This is a genomic window from Amycolatopsis sp. NPDC054798, from assembly GCF_053611505.1.
The window spans coordinates 112,093-128,240 of record NZ_JBSHAM010000005.1; the positions used below are offsets into that span (position 1 = coordinate 112,093).

Here is a 16,148-nt window from a genome sequence, read left to right on the forward strand (position 1 = left end):
GGCACGACGCGAACAACCAAACTGCGTTGCACTGGCCTGCAACGCAGCTATCACCAGATGCACTTGACCTGGCAGTTGTCATAAAACTGTTTACCTACTTGCGCCCCGCCCCGGTTGCGAGCGCAGGCAACGACTGTTACTCGCGATGCTCAACACCGTCGAGACAGCGGAGAACTTAGGCGGAGACCGGTCGCTCGCACAGATAGCCATGCTTCGCCGAGCACCGGTCCACCAGGCCGCCGTTTACGGTCGAATAGTTTGCAGCGCCTCCCCATTCTTAGCGATGAACCAGAACGACCATCCGTTGCGGTTGTTGTGAACGTTGGGGTTGAGCGCTTGAACAACCCCCATGGCAGCACCGCTCGGGCTCTTGTACGAGTGCCCAGCGAGCACACCGCTCGTGATGTCAACACGCTTCGTGGCTTTGTGGTAAATCGCCTCGACGCGGACACCTCCGTAGTCGGCGTAGATAGGCACGCCGTCATCAGCAGGCTGCTCACTTCCAGCCGCAGCCGTTCCGTCCACGCTGACGAAGTCGTCGAGCAGGCGTCGCACGGCTTCCCCGCCGGAGATCTTCCAGGCGCGTGCGAGCAGCATGACCCGGTTGTAGTCGCTGTCCGCAAGATTTAACTGTTTCAAGACTCGTATCCTCTCTCCTTGTTGAGGAAATAGTAGCATCCACCCGCCGAGCGACGCAAGGACGCTTCGCCCCACTGGACTCACTGCTGCCGCCCTGCGGTGCGCCCTCGACGTAAGGCCAAGGAAGCAGCGAGAACGAACCGTGGTCTCGCAGCCCGAAAAAGTCGCCGACACCTGCCAGGTCTTCATAGCGCGAGCCGATCAGCTAATTGAAAGTTTCGTCCCTGTCTGAACAGGCGCGAGCGCAAGCCGTCGCCGCTATGGCGGGTTGATGAATGCCTTGACTGGCCGGGCAACGTTGCCGGTTGTGGTCGACGCGGCTTCGTCTTTCTGCTGGCCGCATCGCTTCATGGGGAGTCGCGGGGGGGTTGGACCGACTTCGGGTCGCATAGGTGATGTGGACACGACCAATGGTGTGCAGTGCTGCGGGTTACAGCTTGCTCAGCTTGTGGTCCGCCATCACCGTCTTGACACCGTAGGGGCTGCCAAAATCGGCCGTTACGGCTGTTTTGGTCGTCGCGGTCACCTTGCCCATGCCGAACGCCGTGCTCACTACCCGGTCGCCGACCGAGTACGGATTTTTCGCCCTCGCGGGAGTCTCTGGGACCGCCCGTCGGACCGGAACGATCTGGTCGAGGAACCGGGAGGGCTTCCTGGAGTACCCCTTTTCGCTTACCAGGGCGTACGAAAGTTCCAGCCGCTCCCTGGCTCGTGTAACGGCGACGTAGAACAGCCGGCGTTCTTCGTCGATCTCCTTCGCCGAAGTCGCATAGGCAATGGGGAGGAAGCCTTCAGCGAGGCCAGGGAGCAGGACGGCATCCCACTCCAGGCCCTTCGCCTTGTGCATGGTGGCCAGTGTGACTCCACCACCGCCGCGAGGTGCGTGCTCCGCAGCGGCCCGTTGTTCCAGATCGCGAAGGAGGATGCCGACGGTTACCCGCGTGTCGTCCGGTGCCCGTTCAACAAGCCGCAGCAGTGCCGCTAGTGACTCCCATCGATCACGCGCAGCGCCCTGACCTGCTGGCGGAACGTTCGGGTCGAAGCCGATGCTCTTGAGAACCGCACGCAGCCCGTCCAGGCCGGCCAAGGTCGGCGACCGTCCGGCGAGATCGGCCAGCTCTGTCATTGCCTGGCGGATCTCCTGCCTTGCGAAGAACTTGTCGTCGTCGAAAACCTCGGTGGTGATCCCCGCGTCCTGCAGCGCGCTTCGATAGAACAAGATCTGGGCTCTCGTCCGGACCAGGATGGCGATCTCGGATGCGGCCACGCCTTCGGAGACGAGTTCATTCGCCCGTTCTGCCAGCGCCGCGGCTTCGGCTGCTTCGGTGTCGAAGGTCCGGCGAATCGGTTCGGATCCGTCGGGTCGCTGTCCCTTGAGCACCACGCCCGGCGACGCTTGCCCCATGAGCCGGTTGGCGTAGCCGACGATCTGAGGTGTCGACCGGTAGTCCCGGTCCAGCGAGATGCTGACCGCGCCGGGAAAACGATCGGCGAACCCGACGAGCAAGGAGGGGTCCGCTCCTTTGAACGAGAAGATGGTCTGGTTGGGATCGCCCACGACGGTGACGTTGTGGCCTGGCCCCAACCAGGCGGCCAGCAGGCGCTCCTGAGCAGGGTCGGTGTCCTGGTATTCGTCCACTACGAAACATCGGCACCTGTCTCGGAACTGCGCTGCCGCCTCATGGTCGTTTTCGAGGAGAAGTGCGCACTGCTCGATGGTGTCGCCGAAGTCCAGCACGGCCTGAGACCGCTTCGCCTGCTCGTACCGTTTGTAGCCGGCTGCCAGCACTGCGGCAGACAGGTTTCGCTTTCGCCCGTTCTCGTTCGCCGCCTGCGCGTACTGGTCCGGCGTGATCCGGCTCCGCCTCGCCCAGTCAACTTCCTCCCTGAGGTCACGGACATCCGTGGTCGCGACGGACCGCACCTCGGCTTCCAGCGCCTTCCGGAGAAATGATCCCTGCCCGCCCTGGACGTCCTGAATCATCCTCAGTTCGTGTCCGGGAAGGCCGGTCCTCGCCCAGAAATGTTTCAACTGGAACATCGCCGCGCTGTGGAACGTCCGAGCCTGCACGGACACTCCCAACGATCGGATGCGGTCTCGCAGCTCGCCCGCGGCTTGGCCGGAGTGGGTCACAGCAAGGATCTCGGAGACCTTGACTTGCTTGGTCACGGCCAGATAAGCAATCCTGCGAGTGATGGTCCGGGTCTTGCCGGTACCGGCTCCGGCCAGAATGCGTACCGGGCCCGGCGGTGCCAGCACGGCTGCACGCTGCTCAGGATCCAGCCCGTCGAGCACCTGCTGCTGAACATCGTCAGCCATCTGAACCCTCCCCGGTTTGGCACGCGTTGTTCGGATCAAGACCCTACGACGTTGCCGAGCGGTTAGGGATCACGCCCACCCACCATCGCAGGCATCGGCCGCCTCCTTCTAAGTTCGGCGGGTGAAGCCGCTCGAAGTACCCGTTAATGGACTCTCTGGCCGGGGCCACGGTTGGCTGTTACAACGGCAGCGAGTGCGCCGCTAGCCTTTACTCCGCGCTGAAAAACGATCTCGCCACGATATTCCGTCCCAAGGGTGCTCGGGGTGGAGGCCACGGTTGCCTGGTCGACCTGACCGGTGCCAAAGAGATCGTCGCGGTGCGCCTGGCCGTTCGCTCCACCGCATTTCGATTCTGGAACTACTCTTGCCGACCCCGTTGCCGAGGGCACCGCGGCTGGATTGAGGCGAACCCGCCGCTCGTCACCAACAACGGTCGGCGCGAGCCCCAACTCGAACACGCCGTGCTGACCTCGCTGCCGGATACGCTCGCCCGCAGCGACCTGATCGAGCAGGGCCCGGCGAACACTGCCAGTGAGGTCGAGGACCAGCGTGCCACCTATGTTGAGGAACTCACTGCCCTTGAACGCAACATCAGCAAGAACGAGGACACCGTGTTCGAGAAGGCACCATGAAGGAGGAGGTCTGCTCCGCCCGCGTCCAGAAGCTCGCTACCAAGCTCACCGAGCAGCGTACCCGCCAAGATGAACTTGCCCTGCTCGTGGACGAAGCCCCTGTTCCGGAATGGCGGACGCGTCTGTCTTTGACGCCTTGCGCGAACGACATCGAGGCCGCAGCCAGCGCCGGGAAGCGGCGCAGCCGACCTTCGTGATTCCTGGTAGCAATCACACCGTGCCAAACCCTCGCCCCGCAGCCACCCCAGAGAGGCGGTTACGGAGCGAAAGGTTCGCGCACTAGCTGGTTGGGTGCCCCCGGCGGGACTACCAAAGGATGGGAACGGGGTTCACCAGGGACTTTTCATCGGCACATTAGTGGTCGAGGCGAGCTTCGAGCTTCCGGGCTCGGGTGGGAGGTCGTCGTGACCGCCAACTCCCAGACGGTTGCTCGGTTTGTCACGGTCACGATGGGGCTGGTCATCGGGCTCACGTTCCTCTTTGGGTTCGGCAACGTGTTGAACTTGGCGTTGAAGCTGCAGGTCCCTGTGTTCGTAGCGCCGCTGGTGGCGCCGGCTGTTGACCTGACGGTGCTGGGGTTGCTCGTCGGTACGCGGCACTTGGCCCTGTCCGGGGCCAGCGAGGACGTGTTGCGGCCGGCACGACGCCTGCTGCTCGCAGCGAGCGTGGTGACCCTGCTGTTGAACGTTGCTGACCCGATATGCGCTGGTCAATGGGGTAAGGCTGCCTTCGATTCGGTCGGGCCGCTCCTGCTGATCGGGTGGGCCGAAGCAGGCCCCGGCCTCCTGCGTGCGCTGAGCGCTGCAAGCACCGATCTCGGATCAGTACAGCTGTCCACCTCCTCGTTAGCAGACCAGAAGGATGACGGCGCAGAACAGACAGCGGGGTACACGGCGCTGCCGCGTGATGAACAGGTGGGAGTGGTGCCCCGCCGGATCGCTGACCTCGACGAGGAACTCGTGGAGCGGGCTCGACGCGCGGACGCCGAACACTGGCGGCGCCACCAGCGCCCGATCTCCGCGGAGACACTTCGGAAGCAACTTCGGGTCGGTGCGAGGACGTCGCGGGCTCTGGTAGCAGTGGTTCGCCCGGAGAATGCGCCGGTCAGCACGACCAACCCCGAGCTAGAGGTGGCCTAACTCCTCCGACGGGCTCCATGCCCTCGCCTGCGCAGGAACGGTGGCGGCGCGGCATCTGGCCGGCGCTGAGCCAGTGCGACAAGATTGGGGTGTGGCCACCTCGATCCCCGCGCTCGTCGAGCCCGCCGTCCTGCGGTGGGCTCGCGAGTCCATTGGGCTGACCGAGGTAGGCGCGGCCCGTAAGATCGGCGTCCCCGATGACCGTGTGTCACATTGGGAGTCTGGGGACAAGCAGCCCACGATTGCCCAGCTCCGCAAGGCGGCGACCGCGTACAACCGGGCTCTTGGGGTGTTCTTCCTCGCCGCGCCTCCCACCGACTTCGATACTCTCCGTGACTTCCGACGTCACGAAGGTGCAGCTACCGGGGAGTGGTCGCCCGAGCTGCACACCGAGTACCGCCGAGCGCATGCGCAGCGGGATAACGCACTCGAACTCTTCGAGCTGGATGATGATGAACCATCATCGGACTGGCGTCTGTCCTCCCCCGGAGACGACGAAGCATTCGCCGGGGTGGCGCGGCGCACACTGCTGGAGCTGTCGCCCCTTCGGCTGACGAACGCGAGCACGCCGTACGACCACCTCAACACGTGGGTCGCCGCGCTCGAACGGGCCGGAGTTCTTGTGATGGCGACCTCACGCGGTCAGGTCTCGCCACAGGAGATGCGCGCGTTCTCACTGTACTTCGACAAGCTTCCGGTGATCATGGTCAATGGAGCCGACAGCGCCCGCGGCCGACTGTTCTCTCTGCTACACGAGTACGCCCACCTGTTGTTGCACACCAACGGACTGTGCGACACAACGACGGATCTCCGAGCCACGACGCCCGAACGTCAACTCGAGGCCCGCTGTAATGCACTCGCCGCCGCCATTCTGATGCCTGCCCGTGAGGTGCTCAATCGGCCCGAGGTCGTCGCACGCGTTAACCAACAAGAGAGCTGGAGTTACGAGTCGCTCCGCGGCGCTGCAGCGCCATTCGGCGTCAGCGCCGAGGCGTTTCTCCGCAGGCTCCTTACCCTCGGCAGGGTGACTACCGCCTTCTACCAGGCACGTCGCGTCGAGTTCCTGCGAGCTTACGAGGATGAGGAAGCCCGGACGCGGGTCTCTGGCGGCGATTGGTACCGCAACACCGTCCGCGACCTGGGAAAGGGCTATGTGCGACGAGTGGCGGACGCTCACCGTCGGCGGATCATCGACAGCTACACCGCAGCCAGCTACCTCAACGTCAAGGTTGGCCAGATCGACCGGCTCGCGGAGTCAGCCGCCGTGCGGGAAGCGGTGTAGGGGATGGTCTTGTATTCCTTCGACACCAGTTCGATCCTGAACGGCAGGCGCGATTTGCTGCCCCCAACCGTGTTCAGCACCCTGTGGGCCAACATCGAAGCCATGGTCGACAACGGAACTGTCCGGGCTGTCGACATCGTTCGGGACGAACTCGGCAAGCGCGATGATGACGCTTGCGCATGGGCTAAGCAACGAAGCGGTCTCTTCGTCCCGCTTGAGACCGACATCCAGCAGGCCACGTCGCAAGTCCTACAGTCTCACCCGAAACTCATGGGCATCGGTGGTGGGCGCAACGGCGCCGACCCGTTCGTGATCGGCCTAGCGATTGCCCGGTCAGGCATCGTCGTCACCGAAGAAACGCTTAGCGGCCGACTTGACAAACCTCGCATTCCCGACGTTTGCAACGCGCTCGGCGTGCCGTGGCTAAACTTGGTCGGATTCGTTGCCCGCCAAGGGTGGCGGTTCTAGTCGCCTATCGGCCCGCGTGTCGATCACGTTGTCTCCACAGTCCGATGCATCGTCTTGCGAGAGTTCGGACCCGGCAGCATGTGGCCTGCAGTTGGTCATGACCGGAGCACGCCGAGCCGAGACCGATCACATAGAGCCTGACCGCGACGGCGTCAACGGATGGCAGAGCATGACAACCGACGAGCATTGCAGGTCGGGGCGGTCTCAGCTTGAAGGAGATGCTGCCGTGGGGCGGCGGCTGAGCGCTCGCTTGCCCGCGTCGTTGTGGTCGTCGCGCGCCAACAGGCCCTGGACATACACGGTCGGTTCGATTGCCATCTAGGTAGATGTCTGTCAATGTAGACACATGTCGAAGTTATTGCCGCTGGTCGATCTCTGTTCCACCTCGCTGGCCCGTGAGCCGTTGACCGGGCCGCAGGCAGTCGAGCTGGCTCGGGCGTTCAAGGCGCTGGCGGACCCGGTGCGGCTTCGGCTGCTGTCGCTCATCGCGTCCCACGCGGGTGGCGAGGCGTGCGTGTGCGACCTGACGGACGCCTTCGAGCTGACCGGCCCGACGATCTCGCACCATCTCAAGGTGTTGCGGGAGGCGGGTCTGGTGACCAGCGAGAAGCGTGCGACCTGGGTGTACTACCGGGCGGCGCCGGAGGTGTTGGGGCGGTTGTCGATGGTGTTGGTGCCCGGCGAGCAGGTTGCTGCGGAGGTGTCGGCGTGACCACGACGGACAAGCCGGTCTCGACTGCGGGGTCGCCGGGTGTGGTGGGCAAGCTCTCCAGGCTGGATCGGTTCCTGCCGGTGTGGATCGCCGCGGCGATGGTTCTCGGTCTGCTCGCGGGGCGCTGGATTCCCGGCTTGAACACAGGGTTGAACGCGGTCGAGGTGGACGGGATCTCGTTGCCGATCGCGATCGGGTTGCTGGTGATGATGTATCCGGTGCTGGCGAAGGTTCGCTATGACCGGCTCGGCTCGGTGACTTCGGATCGCCGGTTGTTGTGGCCGTCGCTCGTGCTGAACTGGCTGATTGGCCCGGCGTTGATGTTCGCGTTGGCGTGGCTGCTGCTGCCGGATCTGCCGGAGTACCGGACGGGCCTGATCATCGTCGGGCTGGCTCGCTGTATCGCGATGGTGATCATTTGGAATGACCTGGCCTGCGGTGACCGGGAGGCCGCGGCCGTGCTGGTCGCGCTGAACTCGGTGTTCCAGGTGATCGCGTTCGGCCTGCTGGGCTGGTTCTACCTCTCGGTGCTGCCCGGCTGGCTGGGCCTGCCGCAGGCTGATCTCGCGGTGTCGGGCTGGCAGATCGCCAAGAGTGTGCTGATCTTCTTGGGTATCCCGTTGCTGGCCGGGTACCTGACCCGAACGTTGGGCGAGAAGGCCAAGGGCCGCGACTGGTACGAGGCCAAGTTCCTGCCCAGGATCGGCCCGGCGGCGTTGTATGGCTTGTTGTTCACGATCGTGGTGTTGTTCGCGTTGCAGGGCGAGCAGATCACCAGCCGCCCGTGGGATGTCGCGCGGATCGCCCTGCCGCTGCTGGTGTACTTCGCGCTGATGTGGGCCGGGTCCTACGCACTCGGGAAGTCGCTGGGCCTGGGGTATGAGCGGACCACGACGCTGGCGTTTACCGCGGCGGGCAACAACTTCGAGCTTGCCATCGCCGTGGCGATCGCCACGTTCGGTGCCACCAGCGGCCAGGCACTGGCGGGGGTGGTCGGCCCGCTGATCGAGGTGCCCGTGCTCGTGGCCCTGGTGTACGTCTCGCTCGCGCTTCGCCGCCGCTTCACACCCGTTGTCCCATAAGGATTCCGTGGAGGTTCACGCTCATGTCCACCCATCACCCCCAGCACCGTGAGGGCGAGCCGTGCCGGGATGTCGAAGACTGCCGGCTGACCGATCCCCACGTCCTGGACCTGCTCGAGCGTGAAGGCGCCGAGCTGGCCCGCCGGTTCGACGGCACGTTCTCGCCCGAGACCGTCACCGAGCTGGTGCGCACCTCGTTCGACCAGCTCGCCGCCACCGCCCGTGTCCACACCCATCTGCCGGTGCTCGCTGCCCGCTTCGCGCGGCAGCGGCTGGAAGCCACCGCCAAGAATCAAGGAGTGATCGTGTCCGAGGTCCCCGAAGTGCTGTTCGTCTGCGTGCACAACGCGGGCCGCTCGCAGATGGCCGCCGCGCTGCTGCACCACCACGCCGACGGACGAGTCCTCGTTCGCTCGGCGGGCTCGGCCCCGGCGGAGAGCATCAACCCGGCCGTGGCCGAGGTAATGGCCGAACTCGGCCTGGACCTCTCGCAGGAGTTCCCCAAGCCGCTGACCACCGAGGCGGTGCAGGCCGCCGACGTGGTGATCACGATGGGCTGCGGCGATGCCTGCCCGGTCTTCCCCGGCAAGCGCTACCTGGACTGGCAACTCGACGACCCAGCCGGGAAACCGGTCGAGCAGATCCGGCCGATCCGCGACGAGATCGACCGGCGGGTGCGGGCGCTGTTGGCCGAACTGGTGCCCACCAACGCTTAACCACGTTGCCGGAGCAGGCGGCGCGTCACGTAGCGGGCGTCGCGGCCGACGCCGCGCAGGGTGGCTGAGGAGAAGCTGCGCTGCCACTCCAGCCCCACGAATCCGAGACCCGGGTGGCTGGTGGACAGGCCCCGCTGCTGCCGCGGTGCGCCGTTGGCGGTCGTCGCGCCGAGGTCGGCGAGGTAGGACAGGTTCGGTCGGTAGCCGGTGGCCAGGATGATCGTGTCCACGTGCTCGCGGGTGCCGTCGGGCCAGGTGAGCTGGGTGCCGTCGATGCCGGTGAACATGCGTCGCTGGTCTGGCCGCCGGGCGGCCAGGGCGCGCCGGTAACGGCCGTCGTCGTTGACCGGCATGTGTGGCGGGGTCCGCAGCAGGTGCCCAATCGGCAGCGCGTCGAACCCGGTCACCACGGACCAGAAGTGCACGTCGCGCCCGAGGGGGCGTTGTGGTGCGAACTTCACGGGTGTGCGGGTGGCGAGGGTGACGGTGGCGTGCTCGGCGAGTTCGGCGCCGATCTGGACCGCGGAGTTCGCCGCGCCGACCACCACGACTCGCTGCCCGGCAAACCGCGTGGGTTCTCGGTAGTCGGTGGTGTGCAGCAGGGTGCCGGTGAAGGTGTCCAGGCCGGGCAGCGCGGGACGGTAGGGCCGTCCGAACGCGCCGGTGGCCGCGACGAGGATCGGCGCGTGCAGGTCGGTCCCGTCGGCCAGCCGCGCCCGGAAACCCGCGTCGTCGGTGTGCACGGTCTCGACACGGTGTCCGGTGCGGATGTCGACCCCGCGTTCGTCGGCGAGGTTTTTGGCGTAGCGGCGCAGGTAGTCGATCACCTCGTCACGGTGCGGATAGTGCTCGGGGTCGCCGGGGAACGCCATGCCGGGAAGCGCGCTGTAGCGGGCCGGGGAGAACAAGGTGAGGCTGTCGTAGTACGACGGCCACGACCCCACGGGTTCGTCACCGGCTTCCACGATGACCGGGGCGCGGCCAGCCTGCCGCAGGGCGTGGGCGGTGGCGAGTCCGGCTTGCCCGCCGCCGATGACGAGGGCGTCAGAGTCAATATCACTGTCGTTCATGGGTGTCTGTCTTTCTCCGTGGTTTTCGGTGTGCTGGCAAGGGAAAGCAGGGCAGCGGCCACCGTGATCGCGCCGAGCAGCAGGAAGGCGGTCGCGTACCCGTCGAGCAGCCCGGCGAGGGCGGCCCCGGCGAACGGGGCGAGCGCCATGGTGATCGTCAGGGGCGCGGACAGCAGTCCGGTGAGGTGTCCGTAGTGCGTGGCTCCCCACCGGTCGGTGACCGCCGTGGCTTGCAGGAGGGTGAACACCCCGCGCGCCATCCCGGCCAGGATCGCCGCGGCGATCAGTGCGGGCACGGTGGTGAGCAGGCCGAGCAGCGCGGTGGTGGCGGCCATCGCGAGCAGGATCAACGCGGTCCGGGTCCGAACACTGGTATGGCGCGTGAGGGCGGCGTAGCCGAGTCGGCCGGCGACTTGTCCGGCGCCGCCGAGCCCGAGCGCGACCGCTGCGGTGCCGGTACCGATGCCGCGTTCGCCGAGCAGCGGCACCAGGTTGATCACGACCGCGAAGGTGGCGAACGCGGCGATGCTCAACGCCACGACCAAGGTGATGAACGGGCGGCTGCGCGCCACCCGGCCGGGATCAGCGGCGTGCGCGTGCCGTGGTTCGAGCGGCGGACGCGGCGGCCACGGCAGCCGCAGCCCGAGCCAGTGCCCCGGAATCGTGACCACCGCAAGGATCCCGGCGAGCACGAGGTAGGTGCCGCGCCAATCCAGCCGGGTCGACAGCCACGCGGTCAAGGGCGCGAACACGGTGCTGGCCAGCCCGGCGGCCAACGTCAGCACCGTCAGCGCACGGACCCGGTCCGGCCCGTGCCAGCGGGTCAGCGCGGCGAACGCGGGCGGATACAGCACCGCGCCCATCGCCACCCCGGCCAGTAGCCACGCCCCCACGAACCACGCCAGGTTCGGCGAGCAGGCCACCGCCACGACCGCGAGCACGGCGAGCACCGAACCCGCCGTCATCACGGTGTGCGGGCCGCGCCGGTCCAGCCAGCGCCCGACCGGGATACCGACCAGCGCGGCCACCAACTGGCTCGCCGACAGCGCCGCGGTCAGCGCGGCAGGCGACCAGCCGGTAGCCGTCGTGATGTGCCCGGCCAGCACCGGGAAGGCGTAGTAGAGCACACCCCAGCTGGTGATCTCCGTGGCACACAACACCACCAGCACCCGCCGCAATCCCACCCGACGCGCTCGGTCCGCGGCGGGCAGCGTCCGCGAGGCCGCCACGCCAGGTCAGCGCGCGGACGGTGCGGACAGCGACAGGTCCTGGGCGCCGGACGGGGCGCCGCAGCAGCCACCGCCGGAGTCCTCGGCCGGTGCGTCGAACAGGCCCGCGCCACCGCACACACCGGTCTCCGGCAGCACCAGCTCCACCCGCTCAGCCGATTCCCGATCACCGGCCAACGCGGCGGCGATCGAACGCACCTGCTCGTACCCGGTCATCGCCAAAAACGTCGGCGCCCGGCCGTAACTCTTCATCCCCGCCAGGAACACCCCCGGCTCCGGATGCGCCAACTCGGTCACCCCATGCGGGTAGACCGTGCCGCAGGAGTGCACGTTCGGGTCGATCAACGGCGCCAACGCGACCGGAGCCTGCAACGTCGCATCCAGCGCCAGGCGAACCTCCGACAACCACGACAGATCAGGCCGGAACCCGGCCAGCACCACGACCTCGTCCACCGCCTCCAGCCGCCGGCTCTCCGACGACACCAACGCCAGCCGCCCGTTCCCTTGACGCTCGACCGCTTCGGTGCGGAACCCGGTCACCACCTCGATGTGCCCGGCCTCGACCGCCGCCTTGGCCCGCAGCCCGAGCGCACCGCGGGCCGGAAGCTGGTCGGCCTCCCCACCGCCGAACACCGCCCCCACCGCGCCCCGGCGCAGCAACCAGGTAATCCGCGTCGCCGGGCGCTTCTCCGCGAGGTCAGCGAAGGCGACCAACGCGGTCAGCGCCGAATGCCCGCTGCCCGCCACCACCACGTGCTTGCCCGCGTACCGCGCGGCCACCGCGGTATCGGTGAGATTGGGGACCTGGTAGACGATCCGGTCCGCGGCGGCGGTCTCGCCGATCGCGGGCAGACCATCACCACCGAGCGGGTTGGGCGAAGTCCACGTGCCGGAGGCGTCGATCACCGCCCGCGCGGTGATCCGTTCCTCGCGGCCGTCGGCGGTGCGGACATGCACGCTCAGCGGCTCGTCCTCGCGCCCGGCATCCACCACGCGATCCCGGCCCCGGCGGGCAACGCCGATCACCTCGGTGCCGAACCGCACCCGATCACCTAACCCCTCGGCCAAGGGCCGCAGGTACAACCGCGCCCACTCCTCGCCCGTCGGATAGCTCTCGACGTCCGGGTGCCGCCAGCCTCGCGGCTCCAGCAGCCGACGCGCAGCGGGAGCCACCAACTCGGCCCAGCGGGAAAACAGTCGCACGTGATGCCACTGCTCGACCGCCGCACCGGCGTGCTCGCCTCGCTCCAGCACCAACGGCTCCAGCCCGCGCTCGGCCAGCTCCGCCGCAGCGGCCAAACCCACCGGCCCCGCTCCGACGACAACAACAGGAAGGACGGTCATCCCACACCTCTTTCATCGATCCAACTCGATTAACTCGGCCGAGAGTATCGACCGCGCTCGATGGATGCAACCATCGATTCGGATCGATACACTGGGCGTCATGCCGATCGCGCTGCCCCAAGCCCAGGTCCTTCCCACCGGCGAGGCCACCACCTACGCCGACTGGTTCGCCTGCCTCGCCGAACCCGTGCGAGTGCGGCTACTGCACGCCGTGGCCACCAGCCCGAAAGGCATCACCGTGGGCGCGCTGACCGAGATCCTCGGCACCAGCCAGTCCACGACCTCGCACCACGTGCGCAAGCTCGCCGACGTCGGCTTCGTTCGCCTCCACAAAGAAGGCACCGCCACCATCGTCACCGTCAACGAAGCCTGCTGCGCCGGACTGCCGCACGCCGCCGACGCCGTCATGGGCCTGCTCGCCCCACGACCGTGCTGCCCCGACGACGTGCCCGCCGACGTCGCCGTCCGGGCGCTCGAACCGGGCGACTGGCCCGCGGTACGCCGCATCTACGGCGAAGGCATCGCCACCGGCCTAGCCACCTTCGAAACCACCGTGCCCCAGCGCGCCAGCCTCGACGCGAAATGGCTACCCGAGCACCGCTGGGTCGCCGAGATCAACGGCGAGGTAGTCGGCTGGACCGCCGCCAGCCCGGTGTCCACCCGCGACTGCTACTCCGGCGTCGCCGAAACCTCCGTCTACGTCGCCGACGGCTACCGCGGCCGAGGCGTCGGCAAAGCGTTGCTATGGCAGCAAGTCATGGCCGCCGACGCCGCCGGACTCTGGACCCTGCAAACCTCGATCTTCACCGAGAACAGAGCAAGCATCGCACTCCACCACGCCGCCGGATACCGCACCGTCGGCATCCGCGAACGCATCGCCCAACTCAATGGCGTCTGGCACGACACAGTCTTCATCGAACGTCGCTCACCCGTCCGCTGACCGGCCTGCCCCGCACGGTCCGGTCAACGGGCAACTCCGTGTCGTCCTTACAACCGAGCCAGTCGCCCTTGACCGTTGGAAACCAGCCGGTCAAGCGGCCGGGCACTTCCCCAGTCATGTCGAGGCCAGTATCGATCACGTGGGTCGGTACTCCTGGGACGCGGACGTAGATAGCTTCCAGCCGCACCCACACGGACGTGATTACCGGGGTCTTGCCGTGGAGTTCGTCGCCCGTCCAGCGGGTATGGGGACTGATCAACATACGAACGCTTATCTGCCGGGCACGACACCGTCCGGGGTGGAAAGCCTTGCGCGGTGTCGCTAACTCCGTGCCCGGCGAGACGCTCCACACCGATGTGGCTTCGCTGTGGTGGGAACACCGCGTCCTGCCCACCCAGATGCGCGAACGCCTGTGCCAGGACCCCATCCGCGGCTTCTAGCTTCGACCTCTACAGACGCCGCTGCTCATCCATATTTCGGAAGGTTGTTTCGTGCGCCGTCGAGCGCACGGGGAACCGACAGAATGCCGCAGTACGGCGGAGGCGAAGTACCACCGCAGTGCCACACCGCGCCCTGCGTTGACCGGCCACGATGCCGAGAACAAGGGTTACTGGGTGACTAGCGAGATCGCCGGAACGGGCGCATGCTGAAAGTTCCAGCCGGGAGCACACAAGGGGGGAACTGCATTGAGCACTGCGTCCACCACCGAGGTCCGCACCGGATTCGGAGCGGCGATCCTGCTGGGTATCGGCGATGACGACAACGTCGCCTGCGTCGCCGAACATGATGCTGCCACGGAGGACGAGGCCCGCCGTTGGATCGAGCAGACTCTGCCGACCGCCGCGATGCCGGAATGGGTCCACCAGCGCCCCCACGGCACCGCCGGAGCCTTCTTGTTCGGCGTCTACACCGAAGGCATCCGCGTGCACGACGGGCCGGGCGAATCTCGCTGGGAGAACTACCCGGACGACGCGCCCGAACACACCGCCGACTTCATCGACGGCGCCGTGCGCTGGTGGCCACGCGAGGACACCCAGCGATAGCCCCACATCCCGCGCGGCGGGCTCGTTGTGACCGTCTCGCTGCCTAGACTGCTGCCGATGGCACCCACCGGATCGAAGTCCACACGCCTGGCGATCGTGCGCGGCAACTCGGGATCGGGCAAAAGCTCCGTTGCGCTGGCGGTCCGTTCTCACCTCGGCCGGACCTGCGCCGTCGCCGCCCAGGATGTCGTCCGCCGGACCATCCTCAAAGAACGCGACGTGCCCGGCGGCGTGAACATCGGTCTCCTCTCGACCGTCGCGCGCTACGCCCTCGACAATGGCTTTCACGTGATCGTGGAAGGCATCTTGCATGCCGACCGCTACGGCGACATGCTCGCCAACCTCGCCGCCGATCACCGCGGCCGGACCGGCGTCTACTACCTGGACGTCTCGTTCGAGGAGTCGCTGCGCCGGCACGCGGCCAGGCCGCAAGCGGCAGAATTCGGTCCCGAACACATGCGCGAGTGGTATCGCGAACGGGACCTGCTCGGACTCGACGGCGAGCAGCTCGTCCCGCCGACCTCCAGCCTGCAGGACACTGTCGGGCGCATCCTCGCCGAAGTCTTCGACCTGCAGCACAAACGAGACCCCGGCCCGGCCGCTCCTGTTGCCCTGGGCAGCGCCACCGACGGGTGACCGCCGCCGCTGTGCTCCGGTTTGCTCAGCGTGTGACGGTGTAGATCTGGCAGTCGCGGCCAAGCTCGTAACTACCCATCAGGAGCACCTCGCACAGCCGCGTGGCGGTTGTCGAGTCGTGGTCAGTTAGAACAGGCTCTCCTGCCCGGCGGTGTCTGTCGTGGGGTGCTTGGGCTCCAGCCGAGCGTCGCGTTCGAGGTCGTGCAGACCGCCCCACGGACCCAGTTCGAGTAGGCGGGTCAGTACGGTGACGGTGAGGTCGACGTCGGCCGTCGCCCGGTGCCGGTCGGCGGGTATCGGGATACCCAGGTGGCGTGCGACGTCGTTGAGCCCGTGATGCGTCAGTCCGGTCAAGACGGTGCGGGCAAGTCGGACGTTGTCGAGTAGTGGGGTCGCCGCCAGGTTCGGGCAGTGCTGGCGTTGTCCGTAGATCAGGGTGCGCTCGGTGGCCGCTCCGTGCGCCACAACCCGGTACGGCCAGCTCGCCGTCTCGTCATCGGGCGCGGGCAGTAGCCGGTCGAGGGCGGCCATCACCTCCCTGGCGGGTGGCGCGTCGGCGAGCATCGCCGCCGTAAAGCCGACCGCGCGCTCGCGCCAGGTCACCGGTATGCCCGCAGGCGGCTGGATGAGCGACTCGAACCTGTCGATCTCGACCAGGGCGCCGCTGCGGAATTCGAGCTTGGTCGCGGCGACCTCGATCGGTTCCGGCGAACGTCCGGCCGGGGTAAGTCCTTCGAAGTCGAGGACCAGCAACCGGGTCCGTTGCATCCTGGGATCGCCGCCGAGATCAACCAAGCTCATTGCTAGTGCCCTCCGAACGGGGGCATCGGTGACTGCCGAGACCCTGCCGCCTGTACGCGACGCGTCTGCGGTCGGCCCTGGTCGCTGGCCCACCC

General features: G+C 67.1%; 18 protein-coding genes and 1 pseudogene. 13 read left to right on the forward strand and 6 right to left on the reverse strand.

All coding sequences use genetic code 11. From position 1 onward, the window contains the following. Positions 1-243: 243 nt before the first annotated feature. Entirely contained in the window at positions 244-639 is a 396-nt protein-coding gene (locus ACWGIC_RS05260; protein ID WP_452074637.1) for a hypothetical protein, read from the reverse strand. A gap of 430 nt (positions 640-1,069) precedes the next feature. After that, a complete protein-coding gene (locus tag ACWGIC_RS05265; RefSeq protein ID WP_452074638.1) occupies positions 1,070-2,959 on the reverse strand; it encodes an ATP-dependent helicase in 1,890 nt (629 codons plus the stop codon). A gap of 146 nt (positions 2,960-3,105) precedes the next feature. On the opposite strand from ACWGIC_RS05265, the gene ACWGIC_RS05270 reads away from it, so the two are divergent. The 9 genes and pseudogenes from ACWGIC_RS05270 (at position 3,106) to ACWGIC_RS05310 (ending at position 8,990) form a co-directional block, all read left to right on the forward strand. Further along, on the forward strand, positions 3,106-3,591 hold the full coding sequence (locus ACWGIC_RS05270; RefSeq protein ID WP_452074639.1) for a hypothetical protein: 486 nt from the start codon (positions 3,106-3,108) through the stop codon (positions 3,589-3,591). After that, positions 3,588-3,788, forward strand: coding sequence for a hypothetical protein (locus ACWGIC_RS05275; RefSeq protein WP_452074640.1), 201 nt, complete (start codon positions 3,588-3,590; stop codon positions 3,786-3,788). Before ACWGIC_RS05270 ends, ACWGIC_RS05275 begins: the two co-directional genes overlap by 4 nt. A gap of 252 nt (positions 3,789-4,040) precedes the next feature. Then, on the forward strand, positions 4,041-4,730 hold the full coding sequence (locus ACWGIC_RS05280; RefSeq protein WP_452074722.1) for a hypothetical protein: 690 nt from the start codon (positions 4,041-4,043) through the stop codon (positions 4,728-4,730). Positions 4,731-4,821: 91 nt separating this feature from the next. Then, positions 4,822-6,012, forward strand: coding sequence for an XRE family transcriptional regulator (locus tag ACWGIC_RS05285; protein ID WP_452074641.1), 1,191 nt, complete (start codon positions 4,822-4,824; stop codon positions 6,010-6,012). A 3-nt stretch (positions 6,013-6,015) separates the two neighbouring features. Next, the gene (locus ACWGIC_RS05290; RefSeq protein ID WP_452074642.1) at positions 6,016-6,480 is read left to right on the forward strand and encodes a DUF4411 family protein; all 465 of its coding nucleotides are present in this window, start codon (positions 6,016-6,018) and stop codon (positions 6,478-6,480) included. Positions 6,481-6,826: 346 nt separating this feature from the next. Beyond that, on the forward strand, positions 6,827-7,192 hold the full coding sequence (locus ACWGIC_RS05295) for a metalloregulator ArsR/SmtB family transcription factor (RefSeq protein ID WP_452074643.1): 366 nt from the start codon (positions 6,827-6,829) through the stop codon (positions 7,190-7,192). Continuing rightward, on the forward strand, positions 7,189-8,274 hold the full coding sequence (arsB, locus tag ACWGIC_RS05300; protein ID WP_452074644.1) for an ACR3 family arsenite efflux transporter: 1,086 nt from the start codon (positions 7,189-7,191) through the stop codon (positions 8,272-8,274). The genes ACWGIC_RS05295 and arsB overlap by 4 nt, the downstream gene beginning before the upstream one ends. 23 nt (positions 8,275-8,297) lie before the next feature. Then, positions 8,298-8,549: pseudogene (locus ACWGIC_RS05305) on the forward strand (three-helix bundle dimerization domain-containing protein); the annotation flags it as partial. A gap of 30 nt (positions 8,550-8,579) precedes the next feature. Continuing rightward, on the forward strand, positions 8,580-8,990 hold the full coding sequence (locus tag ACWGIC_RS05310) for an arsenate reductase ArsC (protein WP_452074723.1): 411 nt from the start codon (positions 8,580-8,582) through the stop codon (positions 8,988-8,990). Here the strand turns inward: ACWGIC_RS05310 and ACWGIC_RS05315 are convergent. Genes ACWGIC_RS05315 through ACWGIC_RS05325 form a run of 3 tightly spaced genes read right to left on the reverse strand, consistent with a single transcriptional unit; the run spans position 8,987 to position 12,633 of the window. Further along, positions 8,987-10,060, reverse strand: a complete 1,074-nt coding sequence (locus tag ACWGIC_RS05315; RefSeq protein ID WP_452074645.1) for a flavin-containing monooxygenase — start codon at positions 10,058-10,060, stop codon at positions 8,987-8,989. The two genes, ACWGIC_RS05310 and ACWGIC_RS05315, sit on opposite strands and share 4 nt — an antisense overlap. Continuing rightward, the gene (locus ACWGIC_RS05320) at positions 10,057-11,244 is read right to left on the reverse strand and encodes an MFS transporter (RefSeq protein WP_452074646.1); all 1,188 of its coding nucleotides are present in this window, start codon (positions 11,242-11,244) and stop codon (positions 10,057-10,059) included. The genes ACWGIC_RS05315 and ACWGIC_RS05320 overlap by 4 nt, the downstream gene beginning before the upstream one ends. 51 nt (positions 11,245-11,295) lie before the next feature. Beyond that, positions 11,296-12,633 carry an FAD-dependent oxidoreductase gene (locus ACWGIC_RS05325; RefSeq protein WP_452074647.1) on the reverse strand — a complete coding sequence of 446 codons (1,338 nt, stop codon included), beginning with the start codon at positions 12,631-12,633 and terminating at the stop codon, positions 11,296-11,298. A 100-nt stretch (positions 12,634-12,733) separates the two neighbouring features. Here ACWGIC_RS05325 and ACWGIC_RS05330 point away from each other — a divergent pair, with 100 nt between their 5' ends. The 4 genes from ACWGIC_RS05330 (at position 12,734) to ACWGIC_RS05345 (ending at position 15,252) form a co-directional block, all read left to right on the forward strand. Then, complete coding sequence (locus tag ACWGIC_RS05330; RefSeq protein WP_452074648.1) at positions 12,734-13,573, forward strand: helix-turn-helix domain-containing GNAT family N-acetyltransferase; 840 nt, start codon at positions 12,734-12,736, stop codon at positions 13,571-13,573. 308 nt (positions 13,574-13,881) lie between these two features. Then, the gene (locus ACWGIC_RS05335) at positions 13,882-14,013 is read left to right on the forward strand and encodes a hypothetical protein (RefSeq protein ID WP_452074649.1); all 132 of its coding nucleotides are present in this window, start codon (positions 13,882-13,884) and stop codon (positions 14,011-14,013) included. A 246-nt stretch (positions 14,014-14,259) separates the two neighbouring features. Then, on the forward strand, positions 14,260-14,616 hold the full coding sequence (locus ACWGIC_RS05340; protein ID WP_452074650.1) for a hypothetical protein: 357 nt from the start codon (positions 14,260-14,262) through the stop codon (positions 14,614-14,616). 57 nt (positions 14,617-14,673) lie between these two features. Continuing rightward, positions 14,674-15,252 carry a kinase gene (locus tag ACWGIC_RS05345; protein ID WP_452074651.1) on the forward strand — a complete coding sequence of 193 codons (579 nt, stop codon included), beginning with the start codon at positions 14,674-14,676 and terminating at the stop codon, positions 15,250-15,252. Positions 15,253-15,378: 126 nt separating this feature from the next. Here the strand turns inward: ACWGIC_RS05345 and ACWGIC_RS05350 are convergent, their stop codons facing one another. Beyond that, the gene (locus tag ACWGIC_RS05350) at positions 15,379-16,053 is read right to left on the reverse strand and encodes a 3'-5' exonuclease (protein ID WP_452074652.1); all 675 of its coding nucleotides are present in this window, start codon (positions 16,051-16,053) and stop codon (positions 15,379-15,381) included. Positions 16,054-16,148: the final 95 nt, after the last annotated feature.

Excerpts from the sequence above, each read along its gene's own strand:
- ACWGIC_RS05265 (WP_452074638.1), bottom strand. The coding sequence starts at position 2,959 with ATGGCTGACGATGTTCAGCAGCAGGTGCTCGACGGGCTGGATCCTGAG.
- ACWGIC_RS05270 (WP_452074639.1), top strand. The coding sequence starts at position 3,106 with ATGGACTCTCTGGCCGGGGCCACGGTTGGCTGTTACAACGGCAGCGAG.
- ACWGIC_RS05275 (WP_452074640.1), top strand. The coding sequence starts at position 3,588 with ATGAAGGAGGAGGTCTGCTCCGCCCGCGTCCAGAAGCTCGCTACCAAG.
- ACWGIC_RS05280 (WP_452074722.1), top strand. The coding sequence starts at position 4,041 with ATGGGGCTGGTCATCGGGCTCACGTTCCTCTTTGGGTTCGGCAACGTG.
- ACWGIC_RS05290 (WP_452074642.1), top strand. The coding sequence starts at position 6,016 with ATGGTCTTGTATTCCTTCGACACCAGTTCGATCCTGAACGGCAGGCGC.
- ACWGIC_RS05295 (WP_452074643.1), top strand. The coding sequence starts at position 6,827 with ATGTCGAAGTTATTGCCGCTGGTCGATCTCTGTTCCACCTCGCTGGCC.
- ACWGIC_RS05315 (WP_452074645.1), bottom strand. The coding sequence starts at position 10,060 with ATGAACGACAGTGATATTGACTCTGACGCCCTCGTCATCGGCGGCGGG.
- ACWGIC_RS05325 (WP_452074647.1), bottom strand. The coding sequence starts at position 12,633 with ATGACCGTCCTTCCTGTTGTTGTCGTCGGAGCGGGGCCGGTGGGTTTG.
- ACWGIC_RS05330 (WP_452074648.1), top strand. The coding sequence starts at position 12,734 with ATGCCGATCGCGCTGCCCCAAGCCCAGGTCCTTCCCACCGGCGAGGCC.
- ACWGIC_RS05345 (WP_452074651.1), top strand. The coding sequence starts at position 14,674 with ATGGCACCCACCGGATCGAAGTCCACACGCCTGGCGATCGTGCGCGGC.
- ACWGIC_RS05350 (WP_452074652.1), bottom strand. The coding sequence starts at position 16,053 with ATGAGCTTGGTTGATCTCGGCGGCGATCCCAGGATGCAACGGACCCGG.